The organism is Parahoeflea alexandrii, from assembly GCF_027214025.1.
Lineage (GTDB): Bacteria > Pseudomonadota > Alphaproteobacteria > Rhizobiales > Rhizobiaceae > Hoeflea > Hoeflea alexandrii_A.
The window spans coordinates 910,834-926,232 of the sequence record NZ_JAPWHB010000001.1; the positions used below are offsets into that span (position 1 = coordinate 910,834).

The following is a 15,399-nucleotide window of genomic DNA, read 5'->3' on the forward strand; positions in this document are numbered from 1 at the left end:
AATACCTCTTTCCAAACCGTGTTATGGCGCACACCGGCAAACTCCGGTGCGCGCGCGTTGTCCTCGTTATAGGTATCGCACCCGCCGCTTTCAACGCGGCATTGTGCGATCAGACGCCGATTAGGACCTAATCCTGTCGAATTATCGATTTCGCCGCCGCCAGACGGCAAAACGGACCGTATGGGTGTCCTTTTCCGTCTTTACCGGATCGGACAGGCTGACCTTTTGCCACAGGCTCGAGTCGATTGCCGGGAAGACCGTGTCGCCCTCGATGTCGGCGTCGACCTCGGTAAGCACGAGCTCATCGGCAAGACCGATGGCGAGGGCGTAGATCTGGCCACCGCCGATGACGGAGATCTGGTTGGCCCCGGTCTCGGTGACGTGGCTCTTTGCACGTTCGAGCGCGGCGTCCAGGCTTTCAGCCGTTTCCGTGCCGTCAGCGGAAAATCCGGAGCGCGAGACGATGATGTTGGCGCGGCCCGGCAGCGGCCGGCCGATGGAGCGATAGGTCTTCGAGCCCATGATCACCGGCGTGCCGAGTGTTGCCGCCTTGAAGTGCCTGAGATCAGACGGCAGCCGCCAGGGCATGTCGCCATTAAGGCCGATCACGCCGTTGCGGGCATGGGCTGCGACCAGGACGATTTTCGGATTAGTCATCGGCATTTCCCGGCTTCTTGTCTTCGGGCAGATACTTGAACCATTTCCGCGCAGTGGCTTTTTCCACGTCGATGTCAAAACGGTCTGCGATCAGCAGAACCTGGGCCAGGCAGTCGGCGAGTTCATCCTCAAGCTGTTGCCGGATCACGGCCTCGGTGTCGCCCTTCCGACGTCCGCGGCCGGTCAACCGCAGCCACGCCTGAAGCAGTTCACCGGTCTCTTCCTGCATCTTGAGGAAGTACCAGTCGTCGTCGCGGCGAACATCGCAGTTTTTCGCGTAGATCCGTGAAACGGCTTCCACCTTCTGCTGGATCTGGCGCAATTCCACGGTCACACCGCGATCGGGGCGGAGATCGCCGGGTGCGGATCATAGCCTTCGAGCTTGAAATCCTCGTAGGTGAAGGCGAACAGGTCGGTGATGTCCGGATTGATCCGCATCACCGGCAAAGCCTTCGGCTCGCGCGAGAGCTGCAGATGGGCCTGGTCGAAATGGTTCTTGTAGAGATGCGCGTCGCCGAGCGTGTGGACGAAATCGCCCGGCTTGAGGCCGGTCACCTGCGCCACCATCATGGTCAGCAGCGCGTAGGAGGCGATGTTGAAGGGCACGCCCAGGAAGATGTCGGCGGAGCGCTGGTAGAGCTGGCAGGAAAGCTTGCCGTCGGCGACATAGAACTGGAACAGGCAATGGCACGGCGGCAGCGCCATGTTATCGACCTCGGCCGGGTTCCAGGCCGAAACGATGTGGCGGCGCGAGGACGGATTGGTCGTAATCTGGCGCACGACACCCGCGATCTGGTCGATCGTGGTGCCGTCGGGCCCGGGCCATGAGCGCCACTGCGCGCCGTAGACCGGGCCAAGGTCGCCGTTCTCGTCGGCCCACTCGTCCCAGATCGAAACGCCGTTGGCCTTGAGATAGGCAATGTTGGTGTCGCCCTTCAGGAACCACAGGAGTTCGTGGATGATCGAGCGCAAATGCAGCTTCTTGGTGGTCAGCACCGGAAAGCCCGCCGACAGATCGAAGCGCATCTGGTGACCGAAAATGCTGCGCGTGCCGGTGCCGGTGCGGTCGTCGCGGTCGGAGCCCTGGTCGAGAACCAGGCGGAGAAGGTCGTGATATTGCTGCATGGCCGCCGCTTGATGATTCGAGGAAGTGCGATCCTAGCCGAGTTGGGCGCGGGCTTAAACGGCGCGAGCCGGTTATCCCCGTAACCGGACGGCACAGCTTGTCAGATTGAATCCGGCAACTCGCACAAGGGCCTGTTTTACCATTCCCATTATCCTGAGCTAATACGGATTGCGGTATTCACCGTCACGCCCGATCCAGCACTTCGACAGCCAGCACCGTCGGCAGGTGCCGGGCGATCTCGTCCCAGCTGTCGCCCTCGTCGAGGCTGGCGAAGACGGAGCCCGAGTTGGTGCCGAAATAGATGCCGGCCGGGTCGCGTGCATCTCCCGCCATGGCCTGGCGGAGCACGGTGAAATAGCAACTCTGCTGCGGCAGCCCTTCCCGCAGATCCTGCCAGCTGGCGCCGCCGTCGCGCGAGCGCCAGACCGCGGCGGCGGCATCGGGCGGATAACGGCCCTGGCTGTCACCGTTGAGCGGCAGGGTCCAGATCGTGTCGGGGTCGCGCGGATGCACCCGGATCGGAAAGCCGAATGTCGAAGGCAGCCCTTCGGTGATGTCGTCCCAGTTGCGGCCGCCATCGGGCGAGCGCCAGACGCCGTGGTGGTTCTGCTGATAGAGCACGTCACTGTCGCCCGGAGCGCGCATCATGTTGTGCACGCAGTGGCCGATCTCGCCGTCCTGTGGACCTGCAGGGTGGTCGTGATGGGCGCAGGCGCCGATGTTGGAAAGACGGTTGCGGCGCTCCCAGGTCACGCCGCCGTCCTCGGTGGCAAACACGCCGGCGGCGGAGATGCCGATCCAGAGCTTCTTCGGATCAGACGGATCGGCGACGATGGTGTGCAGCACCAGGCCCGCGCCGCCGGGATTCCAGCTTCCGGCGGAGGGATGGTTGCTGAGCCCCTCGACTCTTTCCCAGGATATCCCGCCATCGGTGCTGGCGAGCAGGCTGGCGGGCTTGGTGCCGGCGTAAAGCGTGCCGTGGGCATAACCCAGCGACCAGATCTGCGAGAACGTTCCGGCGAACGGCAGGGGCCCGCCGCTCCAGTTGATCATGGCCGCGAAGTCCGGATCGTTCTCGGCCCAGTCGTCCATCGTGCCGCGGGTCAACCGCGTGAGATCCCAGCTTTCACCGCCATCAGGAGAGCGCCAGACGCCGGCGCCGTGCCAGTCGCCGCCGCCCGCGGCCCAGAGCGTCCCCGTCGCCGGATCGCCGATGATGTGGTTGATCGGCCAGCCGTCGCAGAACGGTCCGCTGACAGTCCAGCCGTCGCGGTCCTTGCCGCCGGTAACAAGGAAGGCGCCCTTTGTGGTGCCTACGAGGATTGTCACGCTGCGAGAAGACATCCTGGACGCGCTCCGTCAAACCGGATGCAGGATATCATTGACGGTCTGCATTGCCTAGATCGCGGCCGGCCTGCCGCTTGATCGCAGCAAAAACCCCGCCCTGAAAATCAGAGCGGGGCGCGTTCGGGCTCAGGCGGGATCAGAGATCGCCGAGCTTGCCGAGCTGCTTGGCAACCAGATAGTAGAAGGTGACGCGGGCCTTGGAGTTATCGGCCTTCATCATCTCGCAGACCTTGGCCACCGCATCGTCGGCGGCAGCGCCGGTGACGCCGAGCTTCTTGCCGCACCATTTTTCGGACACCCGCGCCAGTTCCGACGGATCCGAGCAAGCAACCATCGAAGAATCGCGGCTTCTCAGTGCAATGCCGAGGTGCTTGACAATCTTGCCGATGATTTCATCGGATGCACCGGCGTCGTATTTCTTCACATCGGCTGCGTAGTCGGTCATGGATATTCCCCTTGAACTGGAAGCCGCCCCTCCCGGAACCGCCTTCCGTTAGCAATTCAACGTCTGCATGTTTGGCGCGGAAGCAGAAGCTGTCAATAGTCCCTCGCGGTGATTAACCCCTTTTCATCGGGGGATGCGCACCCTATATTGGGAGTGCTGCGCAAGCAGCTATGACAATAAACGAGCGTTGCAATAAACCATTCGGACCCGGGGGCGGTACCCGGCGCCTCCACCATGATCCGGCGACATGCCGAAGCGGCCAAGCGGCCGGATGATGATGGGGGCGAAACAGGATCGACGAGGGTGTAAAGAGCGACTTTTTGTTCGGCATTGTACCACCGTTATCGGGCTAAACTTGTAGTTGCAAACGACAACTATGCGGAAGCTCGTCTCGCTGCCTAATGGCGGTGTGACACTTCAAATCAAGTCCTAGGGGGTCGCACTTCTAGGCGGGGTTCGGAGGTACCTGGCAACAGAAACCTCCATTTTCCCCGATGCATGGACCGAGCGAAACACCCAATGCGCCCGTCCCGCCAATCGGGACCACCGGCAAGCGGTATGCGCCGTGGCTGGACCGTTCCTGAAAGCAATCCGGCTTTATCCTGCAACACAGCTTTCAAGCGCATGGGCTTTCCGGTAAGAAAGACAGGTGAATCGGCGTGATCAGACCGCCGTCACGATCAGGAATCGGCTCTGAGCACCGGGCCCAGACAGGAAAGAACGCGCTGATGCCGCAAGACCACATTCGATACGACATTCTTGCCCAGGACGCGCTGCGTGGCGTGATCCGCAAGGTGCTGTCCGAGGTAGCGGTGACGGGATACCTTCCGGGCGAACATCATTTCTTCATCACCTTCCTGACCGAAGCTCCGGGCGTGCGGATCTCGACCGCGCTCAAGGAGCGCTACCCGGAACAGATGACCATCGTGGTGCAGCACCAGTTCTGGGACCTGAAGGTGACGGAATCGCAGTTCGAGATCGGCCTGTCCTTCTCCGACAAGCCCGAAAAGCTGGTGGTACCGTTTGCCGCCATCCGCGGGTTTTACGATCCGTCGGTCAATTTTGAACTGGAATTCGACACCGTGCTCGACGTGGCGGCCAATGATGGCGGCGACGAGGACGACGATGACCGGGCCGAACTGGCCGGCACGATCGAACGGCTGGTCGAACCGGCCGCCAAGGACGACAAGGCCGCCGCAGCCGACGCCAGCGATGACGAAGCCGCCACGGACGCCGAAAAGAAGCCCGGCGCGGATGTCGTCTCGCTCGATTCCTTCCGCAAGAAGAACTGACCGGACGCGCGCGATGAGCGGCGATGTCGTCAATCTGCGCATGGCCCGCAAGCGGCGCGACCGCGCGGCGAAAGAGGCCGACGCCGAGCGCAACCGCTTCGAGCATGGACGGTCCAAAGCCGAGCGCGAGCTGGCGCGGGCCCGCAACGAAAAGGCCGCGCGCGAGCACGACGCCTCCCGGCGCGAGCCCGACAACGGCAGTTCCTGACGCATGACCGGCGGCGAGATCCGCAAACACTCGGTCAGCATTCGCGGACACCGCACCAGCATCACCCTCGAAGACGCCTTCATGGATGCGCTCAGGCGGATGGCCGACGAGCGCGGCATGGCGGTCGCCGCCCTGATCGCCGAAATCGACGCGGCACAGGCGACGCCCGGCTCGACGCCAGCCAACCTGTCCTCGGCCATCCGCGTTGCGGTGCTCGAGTGGGCGCTTGATGGCGCTGGCGAGTGATGAAAGGCTAAATTCGAGAAATCAGATTGAGAGTTCTTAAAATCGAGTTTGCGGCCCGGACGCATACAAAATACTGAACGCCTCTTCTAAATGCGAATCTTTTAAAAAAACCGCCCCATACCAATCATTCCAAGAGCCGACTCCAGAACCTCCCAAGAATACATCTGGCCACTTGATCTTTAAACTCTTCCCCTGAGTTTCACTGTTATGTTTCAAAGTGTTTACCAATAGACGCAATCTTTCCATTCCATTTACGTCCACAGATACGTTGTTTTTTAGAGCGACTTCAATCAATTCTTCATGGTTACCTTTACCACCACCCTGAAGTTTTCCAATCGCCTTTTCCCAGTGATGATATAGAACGATGACACATGCCTTTCGCATATGCATTATCCCCTCTTTGGCGGATATTAGTTCCAAACCCAAGCGCTGATCCTCTGACCAGAGTCGATTGCCGTCTTCATCAAGCTCACCGACAAACACACCAGACTTCTCATAAGCGATAATTTTATCTTCTATGCTCGAAATACTATCACCCAAAGCCTTTGAAGACGCCAGAAAACTGTCACGAATTACTTTCAAGCCTGATTGAAATTGATATCCCTGCAAACTGAAATTTAGCGGTACCATTTCAACCCCAAATGAAATTGTTCTAATTTGTCCCGTCGATAAGGCTGCGGATCGGGTCCTCGACGCCGGGCAGGTCTTCGAACCGCAGTTCGGGAATGGTGATCTGTTGGGTGTCGCCCTCGATGGCGGATGGCGGGTTGGCCAGTGGATCGGCGAGCGGACGGCGCTCGATCGCATCGGGCGCATTCAATTCGCGGCTCTGCCGCGCTGCTTCCTCGGCTGCCTGCCGGGCAGCTTCCTCGGCTGCACGCTGGGCGGCGGCCTTCTCTTCGGCCGCGCGCCGGATCTCTTCTTCGGCCTGGCGCGCCGCCTCTTCCTCAGCCCGGCGTGTTGCCTCTTCCTCAGCCTGTCTTGCGGCCTCCTCCGCGGCAATCCGCGCGGCTTCCTCGGCGGCCAGACGGGCAGCCTCGGCGGCCTCGCGTTGCGCGGCGCGTTCGTTCAGAAGCGCAATCTCGCGCCTGAGCCGCTGTTTCTCCACGACGCCGGCCTGCAGCAGCTCGACCTTGCGGCGTTCGCGCTCGAAGGCCCGCATCGAGAGATAATTGGTCAGCTGACCTGCATCGATCGACACCGCCGGATCGACCAGCAGGCCGCCGAGCCCGAAGACCACCGACGGGTCGCCGCCGGCGATGGCCTCGACACCGGGCTCGAAAGCCAGCCGCCAGTCTGACTGAAGCCGCAGGCCAATCAGATCGACACGCGCGTCACCGGACAATTCGGCGTACTCGTCGCTGATCCCGGTGCCGGCAAAACGCATCACCCCGCCGGTCAGGGTGAACGGCAGGCGCAGGGCCTCGGCCTGCATCGAGCCGCCGGCCATCAACCCGTCGACCAGGCTCGCCACCGCATCCGTCTCGATCTTGAAGTCCTCGCGGTCCGCAGCACCCAGGATGCGGGCGAAGGCCGTGGAGTCCAGTCCGGAGATGGTCAGATCCGCCGCCGTCAGTTCGCCGCCGCCGGCCAGCGAGGCCACGAGTTCCCGCCTGGACTTGCCGGTGCCCTCGAGACTGACGCTGGCGCCGGCGGTCCCGGAGAAGGCCGACGAGCCACGCACCGCCCGGTCCAGCGCCGCCAGATCGGCGCCCTGCCCGCTCACCCGTCCTGACAGGAACACCGATCCATCGGCGTTGCTGAGCGACACCCGGCCGCCCAGACGGCCGCCGAACCAGTCGGCTTCGGCGTTCTCCAGCGCCATCAGCCCGGTGCCGGTCGACAGATCGGCCTTGAAATTCCGTGCCGTTCCGCCGCGCCCGAGATTGATCTCAGCGGCTTCAAGCGCAATCTCAAGGACCGGCTGTCCCGGAGCGGGCGGCAGGAAGGGCTGATCGCTCCAGGTCGCCCCGTCGTCGGAAAACAGCTGCGGACCGAGTGCCAGTTCGCCGAGCCATTCAAGATTGGCATAGTCGATCCGCAGGCTGCCCTTGCCGGAAAGGTCGGTTGCCGAGCGGTCGAACTCGAGCCGTCCGGAAAAGCCATTGTCCTCGGCCTTGCCCTCAATCTCCGAGAGCAGGCTCACCTGATCGTTGACCGCCAGGCTTGCCGTCATCGAGAGCGGCAGGCCCGCGCCGGCCTGGGGCAGCGAATGGCCGAACATGATGACGAACGGCTCGATGTCGGCAGCATCGACGACGAGGTTGAACAGGCCGGTGGCAGGCTCGGCTGCCGGGATCCGGCCATTGCCTTTGAGGGTGAACGATGAGGGGCCGGAGGCAAGGCGGAGATCGATCGCCAGTTCGCCGTTGTCGGCGCCACCGGAGGCATTGAGTTCAAGTTCCGCAGGCCCCTCGCCTTCCAGCGGCAGCACGGCAAATCCCAGTTGCTCGAGAATGCGGTAGGCCTCGGGGTTTTCCGCCTTGACGGCGATGGTGCGCGGCCCGTCGCCGCCGGGTGTCATCCCGGTGCCCGATGCGCTGATCCTGTAGATGCTGCCGCCGGCCATGCCGCTGACCGTGAGGGCGGGGCCGGAATCCGGGTCCAGCTTCAGGTCCACATTGCCCGCCAGATCGTCGAAAGCCGCGCTGTTGGCGCCCAGACGGCGGATGATCTGGTGGCCGCCGCTCATCTGTTCGGCAAGGGCAAACAACCGATCGGCGGTCGCCGCACCGAACGTGCCGCTGATCTCTCCGGTGGGGGCCGAGAAGGAGCCGGCGAGCGAACCGCTGAACGCGCCCGAGGCGCCGCCGAAATCGGCAAATTTCAGCCGCTCGATCGTGAGCTCGCCATTCCGCCAGAACATCGAGGTGTCGAGGCCGGCAAGACGGTAGTCGCCGATGGTGAAGGTGCCGGCGGTGACGCGGCCCGCGAGATTGTATTCGGCAAGCGGACGAACCGCCTTGCTTTCCGCGCCGGCAAGCAGGGCCAGCGCCCGCACGGCGTCGGCATCGAACGTGTCCCCAGTCAATTCAACCGACAGCGAGGGCGCGCCTTCAGCCGGCGTCTGGCGCTCCAGCCGGCCCTTGAGAATGGCCGGGCCGACCGCGACTTCCAGCGCCTCGAAGCGCTGCAGTTGCGAGGACAGGCTGACATTTGCGGAGAAGCCGGCAGCACCCAGCCTGCGGATCACCGGATCGACATCGCCGACGAGCCAGTTGGCCAGCCCCGAGGGCTGGGTCGAGGCCACGGTCAACGTGCCGTCGAAGCCGGCGTCGGCGCCCGACACCAGCCTGCCCCTCGCCTCGACCGTGGTGCGGCCGGGAAGATTGGCCGAGAAGGCGTCGACCAGCCAGGCATCGCCATCGGGCCGGGCCTCCAGCTGGATTTCCCGCAGGGTGGTATCCCCCGCCACGATTGCCGGAAGATTGAGCGAGATGCGTCCCGGCAATGGCGGCGGCGGCAGCCGGTCGATCATGGCGTTGACGATTGCAAGCCGCTCGCCCAGCGGCACGGCAACGGCTGTGCCGTCGGCGGGGGCTTCCTCGCCCGACAGCCGGTCCATGTCGATCTGCTGACCGTCGGCAAGCAGCAGGAATTCGGGGTTCGGCCCGGTGTCGATGGTGGCCTGACCGGTGACGATGTAGGGATCGGCGGAAAAGCCAATCTCGGCCCGCCATTCCTCGATGGCAAGGCGCTCGTTGGTCGCGGCGAAATCGCCCTTGGCGACAAGCAGCGGCTTTTCGGACACGACCGCCCCGGCGCCGGGGTCGGACAGCACGGTCAAGGTGAACAGACCGTCGTAGAGCGGCTTGTTGTCCTTGATCCGGGCCTCGCCTTCGGTCTCCAGAAACACCGGCCATTCATCGGGCACCGTCCTCACGCGCATGCGGATCGAGCCGTCGGCCTGGGCAATGCCGGTGGAAATCGACACGCCGCCGCGATGGCCGGCGATCTCGCCCTCGGCCTCGATCAGCCACGGCCCGGACAGCGATTTGGCCGAGACCAGCGCATTGATGTCGCGAAGGTTGTGGGTGCGGCCGTTCTGGTCGTCGATGATGGTGATATCGGCGTCGGCGATGGTGACGCGCTCGAGCACGACGAGATCGCCGGGCGGCGTCGGCCTGCGCTTGAGCGCCCAGTCGAGCCGTCCGTCCTCGAGCACACGCACCACGGCCTTTGGCGCTTCCACCCGCATGTCGAAGATCAGCACCTCGCCGCTCAGGAAAGGTGCCAGTTCCGCGTCCATCGAAAACCGGCTGATGGTCATCGACGGTTCTGCCGGGTCACCGACAACGACATCGGAAAACGTTACCGAGGGAAACGGCAGCAGGCGGGCGTCCGCATCGCCGCGCACCCTGACCGGCTGGCCGATGATGCGGCTCGCCTCGGCCTCGAATGCCGTCCGGTAGCTGCTCCAGTCGATGAAATAGGGACCGATCAGCGCCGCGAACAGCGCCAGCACAAGCAAACCGCCAATGGCAACGAAAATCCGAATCAGCTTTCAATCCTCCTCTGCGGACAACATAGCCGCTTGTGTCGGTCTCAGCCCTCGAACGAGAAGATCTTGCCCGGGTTCATGATGTTCATGGGGTCGAGCGCCTGCTTGATCTGCCGCATTACGGAAACCCCCTCTCCCATTTCAAGCGAAAGGTATGACCGCTTGCCCTGACCTATACCATGTTCGCCGGTGCAGGTTCCATCCATCGCCAGGGCGCGCGCGTTGAGCCGTCCGACGAAGTCTTCGGCGGCCTTGATCTCGGCCGGGATATCGGTGTCGAGCAGGATGAGCACGTGGAAATTGCCGTCGCCGGCGTGGCCGACGATGGGCGCGATCAGATTGTTGGCGGCGATATCGGCCTGGGTCTCGGCGACGCATTCGGCCAACCGGGAGATCGGCACGCAGACATCGGTGGAGATGCCCTTGGCGCCGGGCCTGAGCTGCAGCGAGGCCCAATAGGCGTTGTGGCGCGCCTTCCACAGTTCAGTCCGTTGCTCGGGATTGGAGGTCCACAGGAACTCGCCGCCGCCGCATTCCGCGGCGATCTCGGCAAACAGCGCCGCCTGTTCGGCGACGCCCGCCTCGGTGCCGTGGAATTCGAGGAACAGCGACGGGCTTTCGGGATTGTTGAGCTTCGAATAGGCGTTGCAGGCCTTCATCTGAAGCTCGTCGAGCAATTCGATGCGGGCCACCGGAATGCCCATCTGGATGGTCATGATAACCGCGTTGCAGGCCGCCTCGACGCTCGGGAACGGGCAGACGCCGCCGGAGATCGCCTGCGGGATGCCCTGCAGGCGAAGGGTGACAGAGGTGAGCACGCCGAGCGTGCCTTCGGAGCCCACGAACAGGCGGGTGAGGTCATAGCCGGCGGAGGATTTGCGGGCGCGGCGGGCGGTGCGGATCTCCTCGCCCGCAGCCGTGACCGCGGTTACCGCGATGACATTGTCGCGCATGGTGCCGTAGCGAACCGCGTTGGTGCCCGAAGCGCGCGTCGCGGTCATGCCGCCGATCGAGGCGTTGGCGCCGGGATCGATGGGGAAGAACAGCCCGGTGTCGCGCAGATAGGTGTTGAGCTGTTCACGGGTGACGCCCGGTTCGACCGTGCAGTCGAGGTCCTCGGCGTTGACCTCGAGCACCCGGTTCATGCGCGACATGTCGATGGAAATGCCGCCATTGGGCGCGTTGACCTGGCCCTCGAGCGACGAGCCGGTGCCGAACGGGATCACCGGGACGCGGTGATCGGCGCAAGCGCGAACGATCAGCTTTACCTCGTCGGCAGAACCGGGAAAGACCACCGCGTCGGGCAGCTGGCCGGGAATGTAGGTGGTGGTGTGCGCGTGCTGGGCGCGCAGCGCCTCGCTTGTCTGCAACTGCTCGCCAAAGCGCTGACGCAACACGCCAATGACCGCTTCGATGCCTTCTTCATTGCGAAGGCCGGGCTCGACATCGCTCAGACCCATGTGCTTTTCTCCGGTCAATCGTGGTTACGCCAATTCCGCCATATGCTTGCTGCTTCGACGTGATGAGGTAATGTGCAAACTGCGGCGCTCTTGTCCAGTGTGGGAGACGCGACAGGCCAACATTAGTGGCGGCAGGTCACCGTAATTGTAAGGGAGAAGCCATGTTGTTTGATGCCCCGGTAATCGCGCCCGCCCGCGGACTGGATCCGGCCTGGCTCGATTACAACGGTCATTTGAACATGGCCTACTACAACGTGCTGCTCGATCAGGGCGCCGATCTCATCTTCGATCTGTTCGGCTGCGGGCCCGGCTATCTGGCCGCGCGCAACATGAGCTTCTTCACCGCCGAGGCGCATGTCTGCTACATCAGGGAACTCAAGCCTGATGCGATGGTTCGCGTCGGCAGCTGGATCCTCGATTTCGACAGCAAGCGGATCCATCTGTTCCAGGAACTCAGGCATGTCGACGGCTGGCTGTCGGCGACCTCCGAGACAATGCAGCTGCATGTCGACATGAGCGGCCCGCGCACCGCAGCAATGCCCGCCGACATTCTCGCCAACGTCACCGCCATGGCCGAGGCACACAAGAGCCTGCCCCGGCCCGCGCAAGCCGGGCGGTCCATCGGCATCCCGCGCGGCCAAGTCCGAGGGGCATGCTGATTCATGCTTTTTGACATACTACGTGCAATGCCGGGGCGCGTCCGGAGCTGGGTGCTCCCGAACATCCGGGCGTTTATCGAGCACCGGCAACCTGCGATCTGGTGCCTGTCGCTGCTGATCGGACTGTCGGTCGCGCTTGCCTCCATCGCCTTCAGGCAACTGATCGGCGTTGTGCAGCTCTACTGGCTCGGCGACGCCACGGAACAGGTCCTCACTGCGGCCCGGCAAACACCCTGGTACATGATCGTCGCCGGCCCGACGCTCGGCGGCGTTGTGGTCGGCATACTGGTATCCCGGTTCATCCCTTCGCGCCGGACCAGCGGGGTGGCCGACGTGATCGAGGCGCGCGCCCTTGCCGGCCGGCGGCTGAGCCTGCGCGAGGGTCTGATGAGCGCCGTGACGACCGCGATTTCGCTGGGCGCCGGTGGCAGCGCCGGCCGCGAGGGTCCGGTCATCCACCTCGGCGCAACGCTTGCAAGTGCCGTGGGCGACCGGCTGCATTTGCCTGACTATGCCCGCCGGACGCTGCTTGCGGCCGGCGTCGCCTCGGCAATCTCCGCCAGCTTCAACGCCCCGATTGCAGGCGTGCTGTTCGCCCATGAGGTGATCCTCGGGCACTATGCCTCCCGCTCCTTCGTGCCAATCGTGATCTCCTCGGCGGCAGGTGCCATCGTGTCGCGGCTCTGGTTCGGCGAGGCAGCCGCCTTTATCGTGCCGTCCTACCAGATCACCTCCTACTGGGAGTTTCCCGCCTTCGCTCTGCTTGGCGTGGTTTGCGCGCTGGTGGCCACAGTCTTCCAGTTCACGCTGTTTTCCGCCGACTACCTGGCGCGGCGCTCGCCGATCCCGGTCTGGGCGCTGCCGATCTGCGGCGGGCTGATCGTAGGGCTGATCGCGGTCCCCTTTCCGCATATTCTCGGCGTCGGCTACGAGACCACCGACCTGGCGCTGTGGGGACAGCTGTCGCTGGGCCTGATGCTGACATTGATCGTGGTAAAGACGCTGGCCACGGCGATCACGCTCGGGGCGCGGTTTGGCGGCGGGGTGTTTTCGCCCTCGCTCTATCTGGGCGCCATGACCGGCGGCGCCTTCGGCATCATCGCCGCTTCAGTGTTTCCGGGGCTCGCATCCAGCCAGGCGCTCTATTCGATCCTCGGCATGGGAGCGGTGGCGGGCGCGGTGCTCGGCGCGCCGATCTCGACCACGGTGATCGTGTTCGAACTGACCGGCGGCTATGCATTGTCGATCGCGCTGCTCCTGACCGTCGCCATCGCCCACGGGGCCAATCTGGCGCTGCACGGTCATTCCTACTTCCAGTGGCAGCTGGAAATGCGCGGGCTTTTCGTCAAGGAAGGCCCGCACCGGACCGAATTGCGCAATGCGCGGGTGATGGATTTCATGACCCTGCCCGAAGACGGCGCCGAGACCGAGTATTACGATCCCGAGCAGGATGTTCCGTCGCTCAAGCCCGCCGACACGCTTGAAACCGCACTGCGCGTGTTCGATACCAGCGGGCACACGCGTTTGCCGGTGGTTGCCGACAGCGAGGAACGGCAGATCATCGGCTGGGCCGAGCAGGTCAAGGCCGTCAGTCACTTCAACCGCCGCCTGATCGCCGCCAGCGAGGAAGAACACCGTTAGGCCCGGCGGTCAGTCTGTCCTTGCCAGGTTGTCCGGAATCAGCCGAACAGGTCGAAACACCAGTCCGGTGCACAGCACAACCGCCCGGCCCAGGACGCCTTCAATCCCAATCAAAGAGACCCCGATGAAACCGATCACCTTCAGCCGCGAGGAAACCAGGGCCCTGGTGGGCGAGATCCAGGAGTATTTCCGCGAGGAACTGGACCAGGACATCGGGGCGCTGCCGGCGGAAATGCTGATGCGGTTCTTCGGTGAGAAGATGGGCGCCTATTTCTACAATCGCGGCGTCTACGATGCGCAGGAACTGATCACCAAGCGGATGGAAAGTCTCTCCTACGACGTCTTCGCGCTGGAGCAGCCGACCAAGCATCTGCGCTGACTCGGCAACGCATTCCTGCACCGCGGCGGATTGCGGCTCTTTTGACCGTTTACTTCCCGGCCGATATCCGGCATCGCCATATAAACCGAAACTCGCGGACTGTTCAGGGACAGTCTACCTTAGGGAGATCCACATGCAGACCCTCATTCCAGCCCTTTCGGCTGTCGGCATCTACACGGCGCTCAACATGGCCATCCTGTTGTGGATCGCCACCGAAACCGGCCGCCTGCGCGGCAAGTACAAGGTCTCGATCGGCGATGGCGGGGTCAAGCATCTCATCCGCATCATCCGCGGCCACGCCAATGCGATCGAGAACATGCCGATGTTCTTCATCATGCTGCTTACCGGCGCGCTGATCGGCATGCCGGTTCTCGCCGCCCATGTGCTCGGAGCTGTCTTTACCATCGGCCGCGGCTTGCATGCCTGGCACTTCATCCAGGAAGACGCGCCGGGCTGGCAGCGCGGCGGCGGCTTCGGGCTGTCGTTCCTGGCGCAGGTGGTGCTGCTGATCGGCCTGCTCGGCCACGGGCTTTGGATGCTGGCGGTATAACCAACACCATCCGGAAATGGCGGGCGAGGCAGGCTCAGCCCGCCATCTTGTCCTTGAGGATCAGGGCCGGCATGGTGTCGGTCGCCTCGGCCAGGAAATAGCGGTCACGGCCGCTGCGCTTGGCGTGGTAGAGCGCCGAGTCGGCGAGCTTGATGGTCTTTTCCAGCGTGTTCTCGTCGCGATGCAGGGCGCAGCCGATGCTGACCGTGAGATTGAGTTCCTTGCCGGCGATCACCCTGCCTTCCTGGCGCATCAGCGCGCAGAGGTTTTCGGCGGCCGAGACCGCCTCCGCATCCGTGGCGCCAGGCAGGAAGACGCCGAATTCCTCGCCACCCAGCCGGCCGATCAGCGCGTCGGTGGTCAGCGCCTTGCGCAGCACCTCTGCGATCTTCTTGAGCGCCTCGTCGCCGATATCGTGGCCGTGGGTATCGTTGATCGCCTTGAAATGATCGGCATCGATCATCAGGAAGGCACCGCCCGATGTCAGCACGTCGCGGGTCTTGCCGAGCAGGTAGGCGCGGGTGAGCACGCCGGTGAGCGTGTCATAGCGGACGTAATGGTCGACCTTGTCGATGGTCAGGGTCTGAAGCCGGAACAGGTTGAGCACGATCAGGGTGATGGGCGGGGTGATCAGAAGCGGGATCAGCGAGGCCGGGATGATCGCGATCAGGAAGATGGGCAGATACCGCTGGCCGTAGAGGAAAAAGGGCGCCGTGAAGGTGAGTACCGGGATCAGCACCGCAAAAGCGGTGACCACCGCCGTGATCTTGTAGACCCGGCCCATGGTCCGGATTTCGAAGAATGTGCTCATGCTCATGGGCCTGGACAACCTGCCGCCTCGGTGTTTTCGCCCGGAACGGTAGCAGGCAAGCGCTAAGGAAATCTGAA

At 63.5% G+C, this 15,399-nt stretch carries 16 protein-coding genes and 1 other RNA gene; 8 read left to right on the forward strand and 9 right to left on the reverse strand.

What is annotated here, in order from left to right; genetic code table 11:
- Positions 1-141: 141 nt before the first annotated feature.
- The 5 genes from O4H62_RS04510 to O4H62_RS04530 form a co-directional block, all read right to left on the reverse strand.
- Entirely contained in the window at positions 142-657 is a 516-nt protein-coding gene (locus O4H62_RS04510; RefSeq protein WP_269385926.1) for a dihydrofolate reductase, read from the reverse strand.
- Complete coding sequence (locus O4H62_RS04515; RefSeq protein ID WP_269385927.1) at positions 650-991, reverse strand: MazG nucleotide pyrophosphohydrolase domain-containing protein; 342 nt, start codon at positions 989-991, stop codon at positions 650-652. The genes O4H62_RS04510 and O4H62_RS04515 overlap by 8 nt, the downstream gene beginning before the upstream one ends.
- Complete coding sequence (locus tag O4H62_RS04520) at positions 988-1,782, reverse strand: thymidylate synthase (RefSeq protein WP_269385928.1); 795 nt, start codon at positions 1,780-1,782, stop codon at positions 988-990. Before O4H62_RS04520 ends, O4H62_RS04515 begins: the two co-directional genes overlap by 4 nt.
- Before the next feature lie 184 nt (positions 1,783-1,966).
- Positions 1,967-3,112: a sialidase family protein gene (locus tag O4H62_RS04525; protein ID WP_331284444.1), complete on the reverse strand. Its 1,146-nt coding sequence runs from the start codon at positions 3,110-3,112 to the stop codon at positions 1,967-1,969.
- Between the two features lie 154 nt (positions 3,113-3,266).
- Entirely contained in the window at positions 3,267-3,575 is a 309-nt protein-coding gene (locus tag O4H62_RS04530) for a DUF2853 family protein (protein ID WP_269385930.1), read from the reverse strand.
- Between the two features lie 116 nt (positions 3,576-3,691).
- On the opposite strand from O4H62_RS04530, the gene ssrA reads away from it, so the two are divergent.
- From ssrA to O4H62_RS04550, 4 genes are all read left to right on the forward strand, one after another.
- Positions 3,692-4,062, forward strand: a transfer-messenger RNA (tmRNA) gene (ssrA, locus tag O4H62_RS04535).
- A gap of 241 nt (positions 4,063-4,303) precedes the next feature.
- Positions 4,304-4,867, forward strand: coding sequence for an SspB family protein (locus O4H62_RS04540; protein ID WP_269385931.1), 564 nt, complete (start codon positions 4,304-4,306; stop codon positions 4,865-4,867).
- A gap of 13 nt (positions 4,868-4,880) precedes the next feature.
- On the forward strand, positions 4,881-5,075 hold the full coding sequence (locus tag O4H62_RS04545; protein WP_269385932.1) for a DUF4169 family protein: 195 nt from the start codon (positions 4,881-4,883) through the stop codon (positions 5,073-5,075).
- 3 nt (positions 5,076-5,078) lie between these two features.
- A complete protein-coding gene (locus O4H62_RS04550) occupies positions 5,079-5,321 on the forward strand; it encodes a ribbon-helix-helix domain-containing protein (protein ID WP_269385933.1) in 243 nt (80 codons plus the stop codon).
- 36 nt (positions 5,322-5,357) lie between these two features.
- Here the strand turns inward: O4H62_RS04550 and O4H62_RS04555 are convergent, their stop codons facing one another.
- The 3 genes from O4H62_RS04555 to O4H62_RS04565 are packed head-to-tail and all read right to left on the reverse strand — an operon-like array spanning position 5,358 to position 11,282.
- Positions 5,358-5,951, reverse strand: a complete 594-nt coding sequence (locus O4H62_RS04555; protein ID WP_269385934.1) for a hypothetical protein — start codon at positions 5,949-5,951, stop codon at positions 5,358-5,360.
- A gap of 22 nt (positions 5,952-5,973) precedes the next feature.
- A complete protein-coding gene (locus O4H62_RS04560; RefSeq protein ID WP_331284447.1) occupies positions 5,974-9,822 on the reverse strand; it encodes an AsmA family protein in 3,849 nt (1,282 codons plus the stop codon).
- 44 nt (positions 9,823-9,866) lie between these two features.
- A complete protein-coding gene (locus O4H62_RS04565) occupies positions 9,867-11,282 on the reverse strand; it encodes an FAD-binding oxidoreductase (RefSeq protein ID WP_269385935.1) in 1,416 nt (471 codons plus the stop codon).
- Positions 11,283-11,443: 161 nt separating this feature from the next.
- Between O4H62_RS04565 and O4H62_RS04570 the strand changes: the two genes are divergently transcribed.
- The 4 genes from O4H62_RS04570 to O4H62_RS04585 all read left to right on the forward strand — a co-directional run bounded on the left by O4H62_RS04570 (position 11,444) and on the right by O4H62_RS04585 (position 14,511).
- A complete protein-coding gene (locus O4H62_RS04570; protein WP_269385936.1) occupies positions 11,444-11,941 on the forward strand; it encodes a thioesterase family protein in 498 nt (165 codons plus the stop codon).
- A 3-nt stretch (positions 11,942-11,944) separates the two neighbouring features.
- The gene (locus O4H62_RS04575; protein ID WP_269385937.1) at positions 11,945-13,582 is read left to right on the forward strand and encodes a chloride channel protein; all 1,638 of its coding nucleotides are present in this window, start codon (positions 11,945-11,947) and stop codon (positions 13,580-13,582) included.
- 124 nt (positions 13,583-13,706) lie between these two features.
- Positions 13,707-13,961 (forward strand): DUF2164 domain-containing protein, encoded by a 255-nt coding sequence (locus O4H62_RS04580; protein WP_269385938.1) that lies wholly within the window; start codon positions 13,707-13,709, stop codon positions 13,959-13,961.
- Positions 13,962-14,094: 133 nt separating this feature from the next.
- Complete coding sequence (locus O4H62_RS04585) at positions 14,095-14,511, forward strand: MAPEG family protein (RefSeq protein ID WP_269385939.1); 417 nt, start codon at positions 14,095-14,097, stop codon at positions 14,509-14,511.
- Between the two features lie 34 nt (positions 14,512-14,545).
- On the opposite strand, the gene O4H62_RS04590 is transcribed toward O4H62_RS04585, so the two are convergent.
- Positions 14,546-15,328 (reverse strand): GGDEF domain-containing protein, encoded by a 783-nt coding sequence (locus tag O4H62_RS04590; RefSeq protein WP_269385940.1) that lies wholly within the window; start codon positions 15,326-15,328, stop codon positions 14,546-14,548.
- Positions 15,329-15,399 lie beyond the last annotated feature (71 nt).

Bases quoted from the DNA above. Each gene is read 5' to 3' on its own strand.
- O4H62_RS04510 (WP_269385926.1), bottom strand. From the start codon at position 657: ATGACTAATCCGAAAATCGTCCTGGTCGCAGCCCATGCCCGCAACGGC.
- O4H62_RS04520 (WP_269385928.1), bottom strand. From the start codon at position 1,782: ATGCAGCAATATCACGACCTTCTCCGCCTGGTTCTCGACCAGGGCTCC.
- O4H62_RS04530 (WP_269385930.1), bottom strand. From the start codon at position 3,575: ATGACCGACTACGCAGCCGATGTGAAGAAATACGACGCCGGTGCATCC.
- O4H62_RS04540 (WP_269385931.1), top strand. From the start codon at position 4,304: ATGCCGCAAGACCACATTCGATACGACATTCTTGCCCAGGACGCGCTG.
- O4H62_RS04545 (WP_269385932.1), top strand. From the start codon at position 4,881: ATGAGCGGCGATGTCGTCAATCTGCGCATGGCCCGCAAGCGGCGCGAC.
- O4H62_RS04550 (WP_269385933.1), top strand. From the start codon at position 5,079: ATGACCGGCGGCGAGATCCGCAAACACTCGGTCAGCATTCGCGGACAC.
- O4H62_RS04555 (WP_269385934.1), bottom strand. From the start codon at position 5,951: ATGGTACCGCTAAATTTCAGTTTGCAGGGATATCAATTTCAATCAGGC.
- O4H62_RS04565 (WP_269385935.1), bottom strand. From the start codon at position 11,282: ATGGGTCTGAGCGATGTCGAGCCCGGCCTTCGCAATGAAGAAGGCATC.
- O4H62_RS04570 (WP_269385936.1), top strand. From the start codon at position 11,444: ATGTTGTTTGATGCCCCGGTAATCGCGCCCGCCCGCGGACTGGATCCG.
- O4H62_RS04575 (WP_269385937.1), top strand. From the start codon at position 11,945: ATGCTTTTTGACATACTACGTGCAATGCCGGGGCGCGTCCGGAGCTGG.
- O4H62_RS04580 (WP_269385938.1), top strand. From the start codon at position 13,707: ATGAAACCGATCACCTTCAGCCGCGAGGAAACCAGGGCCCTGGTGGGC.
- O4H62_RS04585 (WP_269385939.1), top strand. From the start codon at position 14,095: ATGCAGACCCTCATTCCAGCCCTTTCGGCTGTCGGCATCTACACGGCG.
- O4H62_RS04590 (WP_269385940.1), bottom strand. From the start codon at position 15,328: ATGAGCATGAGCACATTCTTCGAAATCCGGACCATGGGCCGGGTCTAC.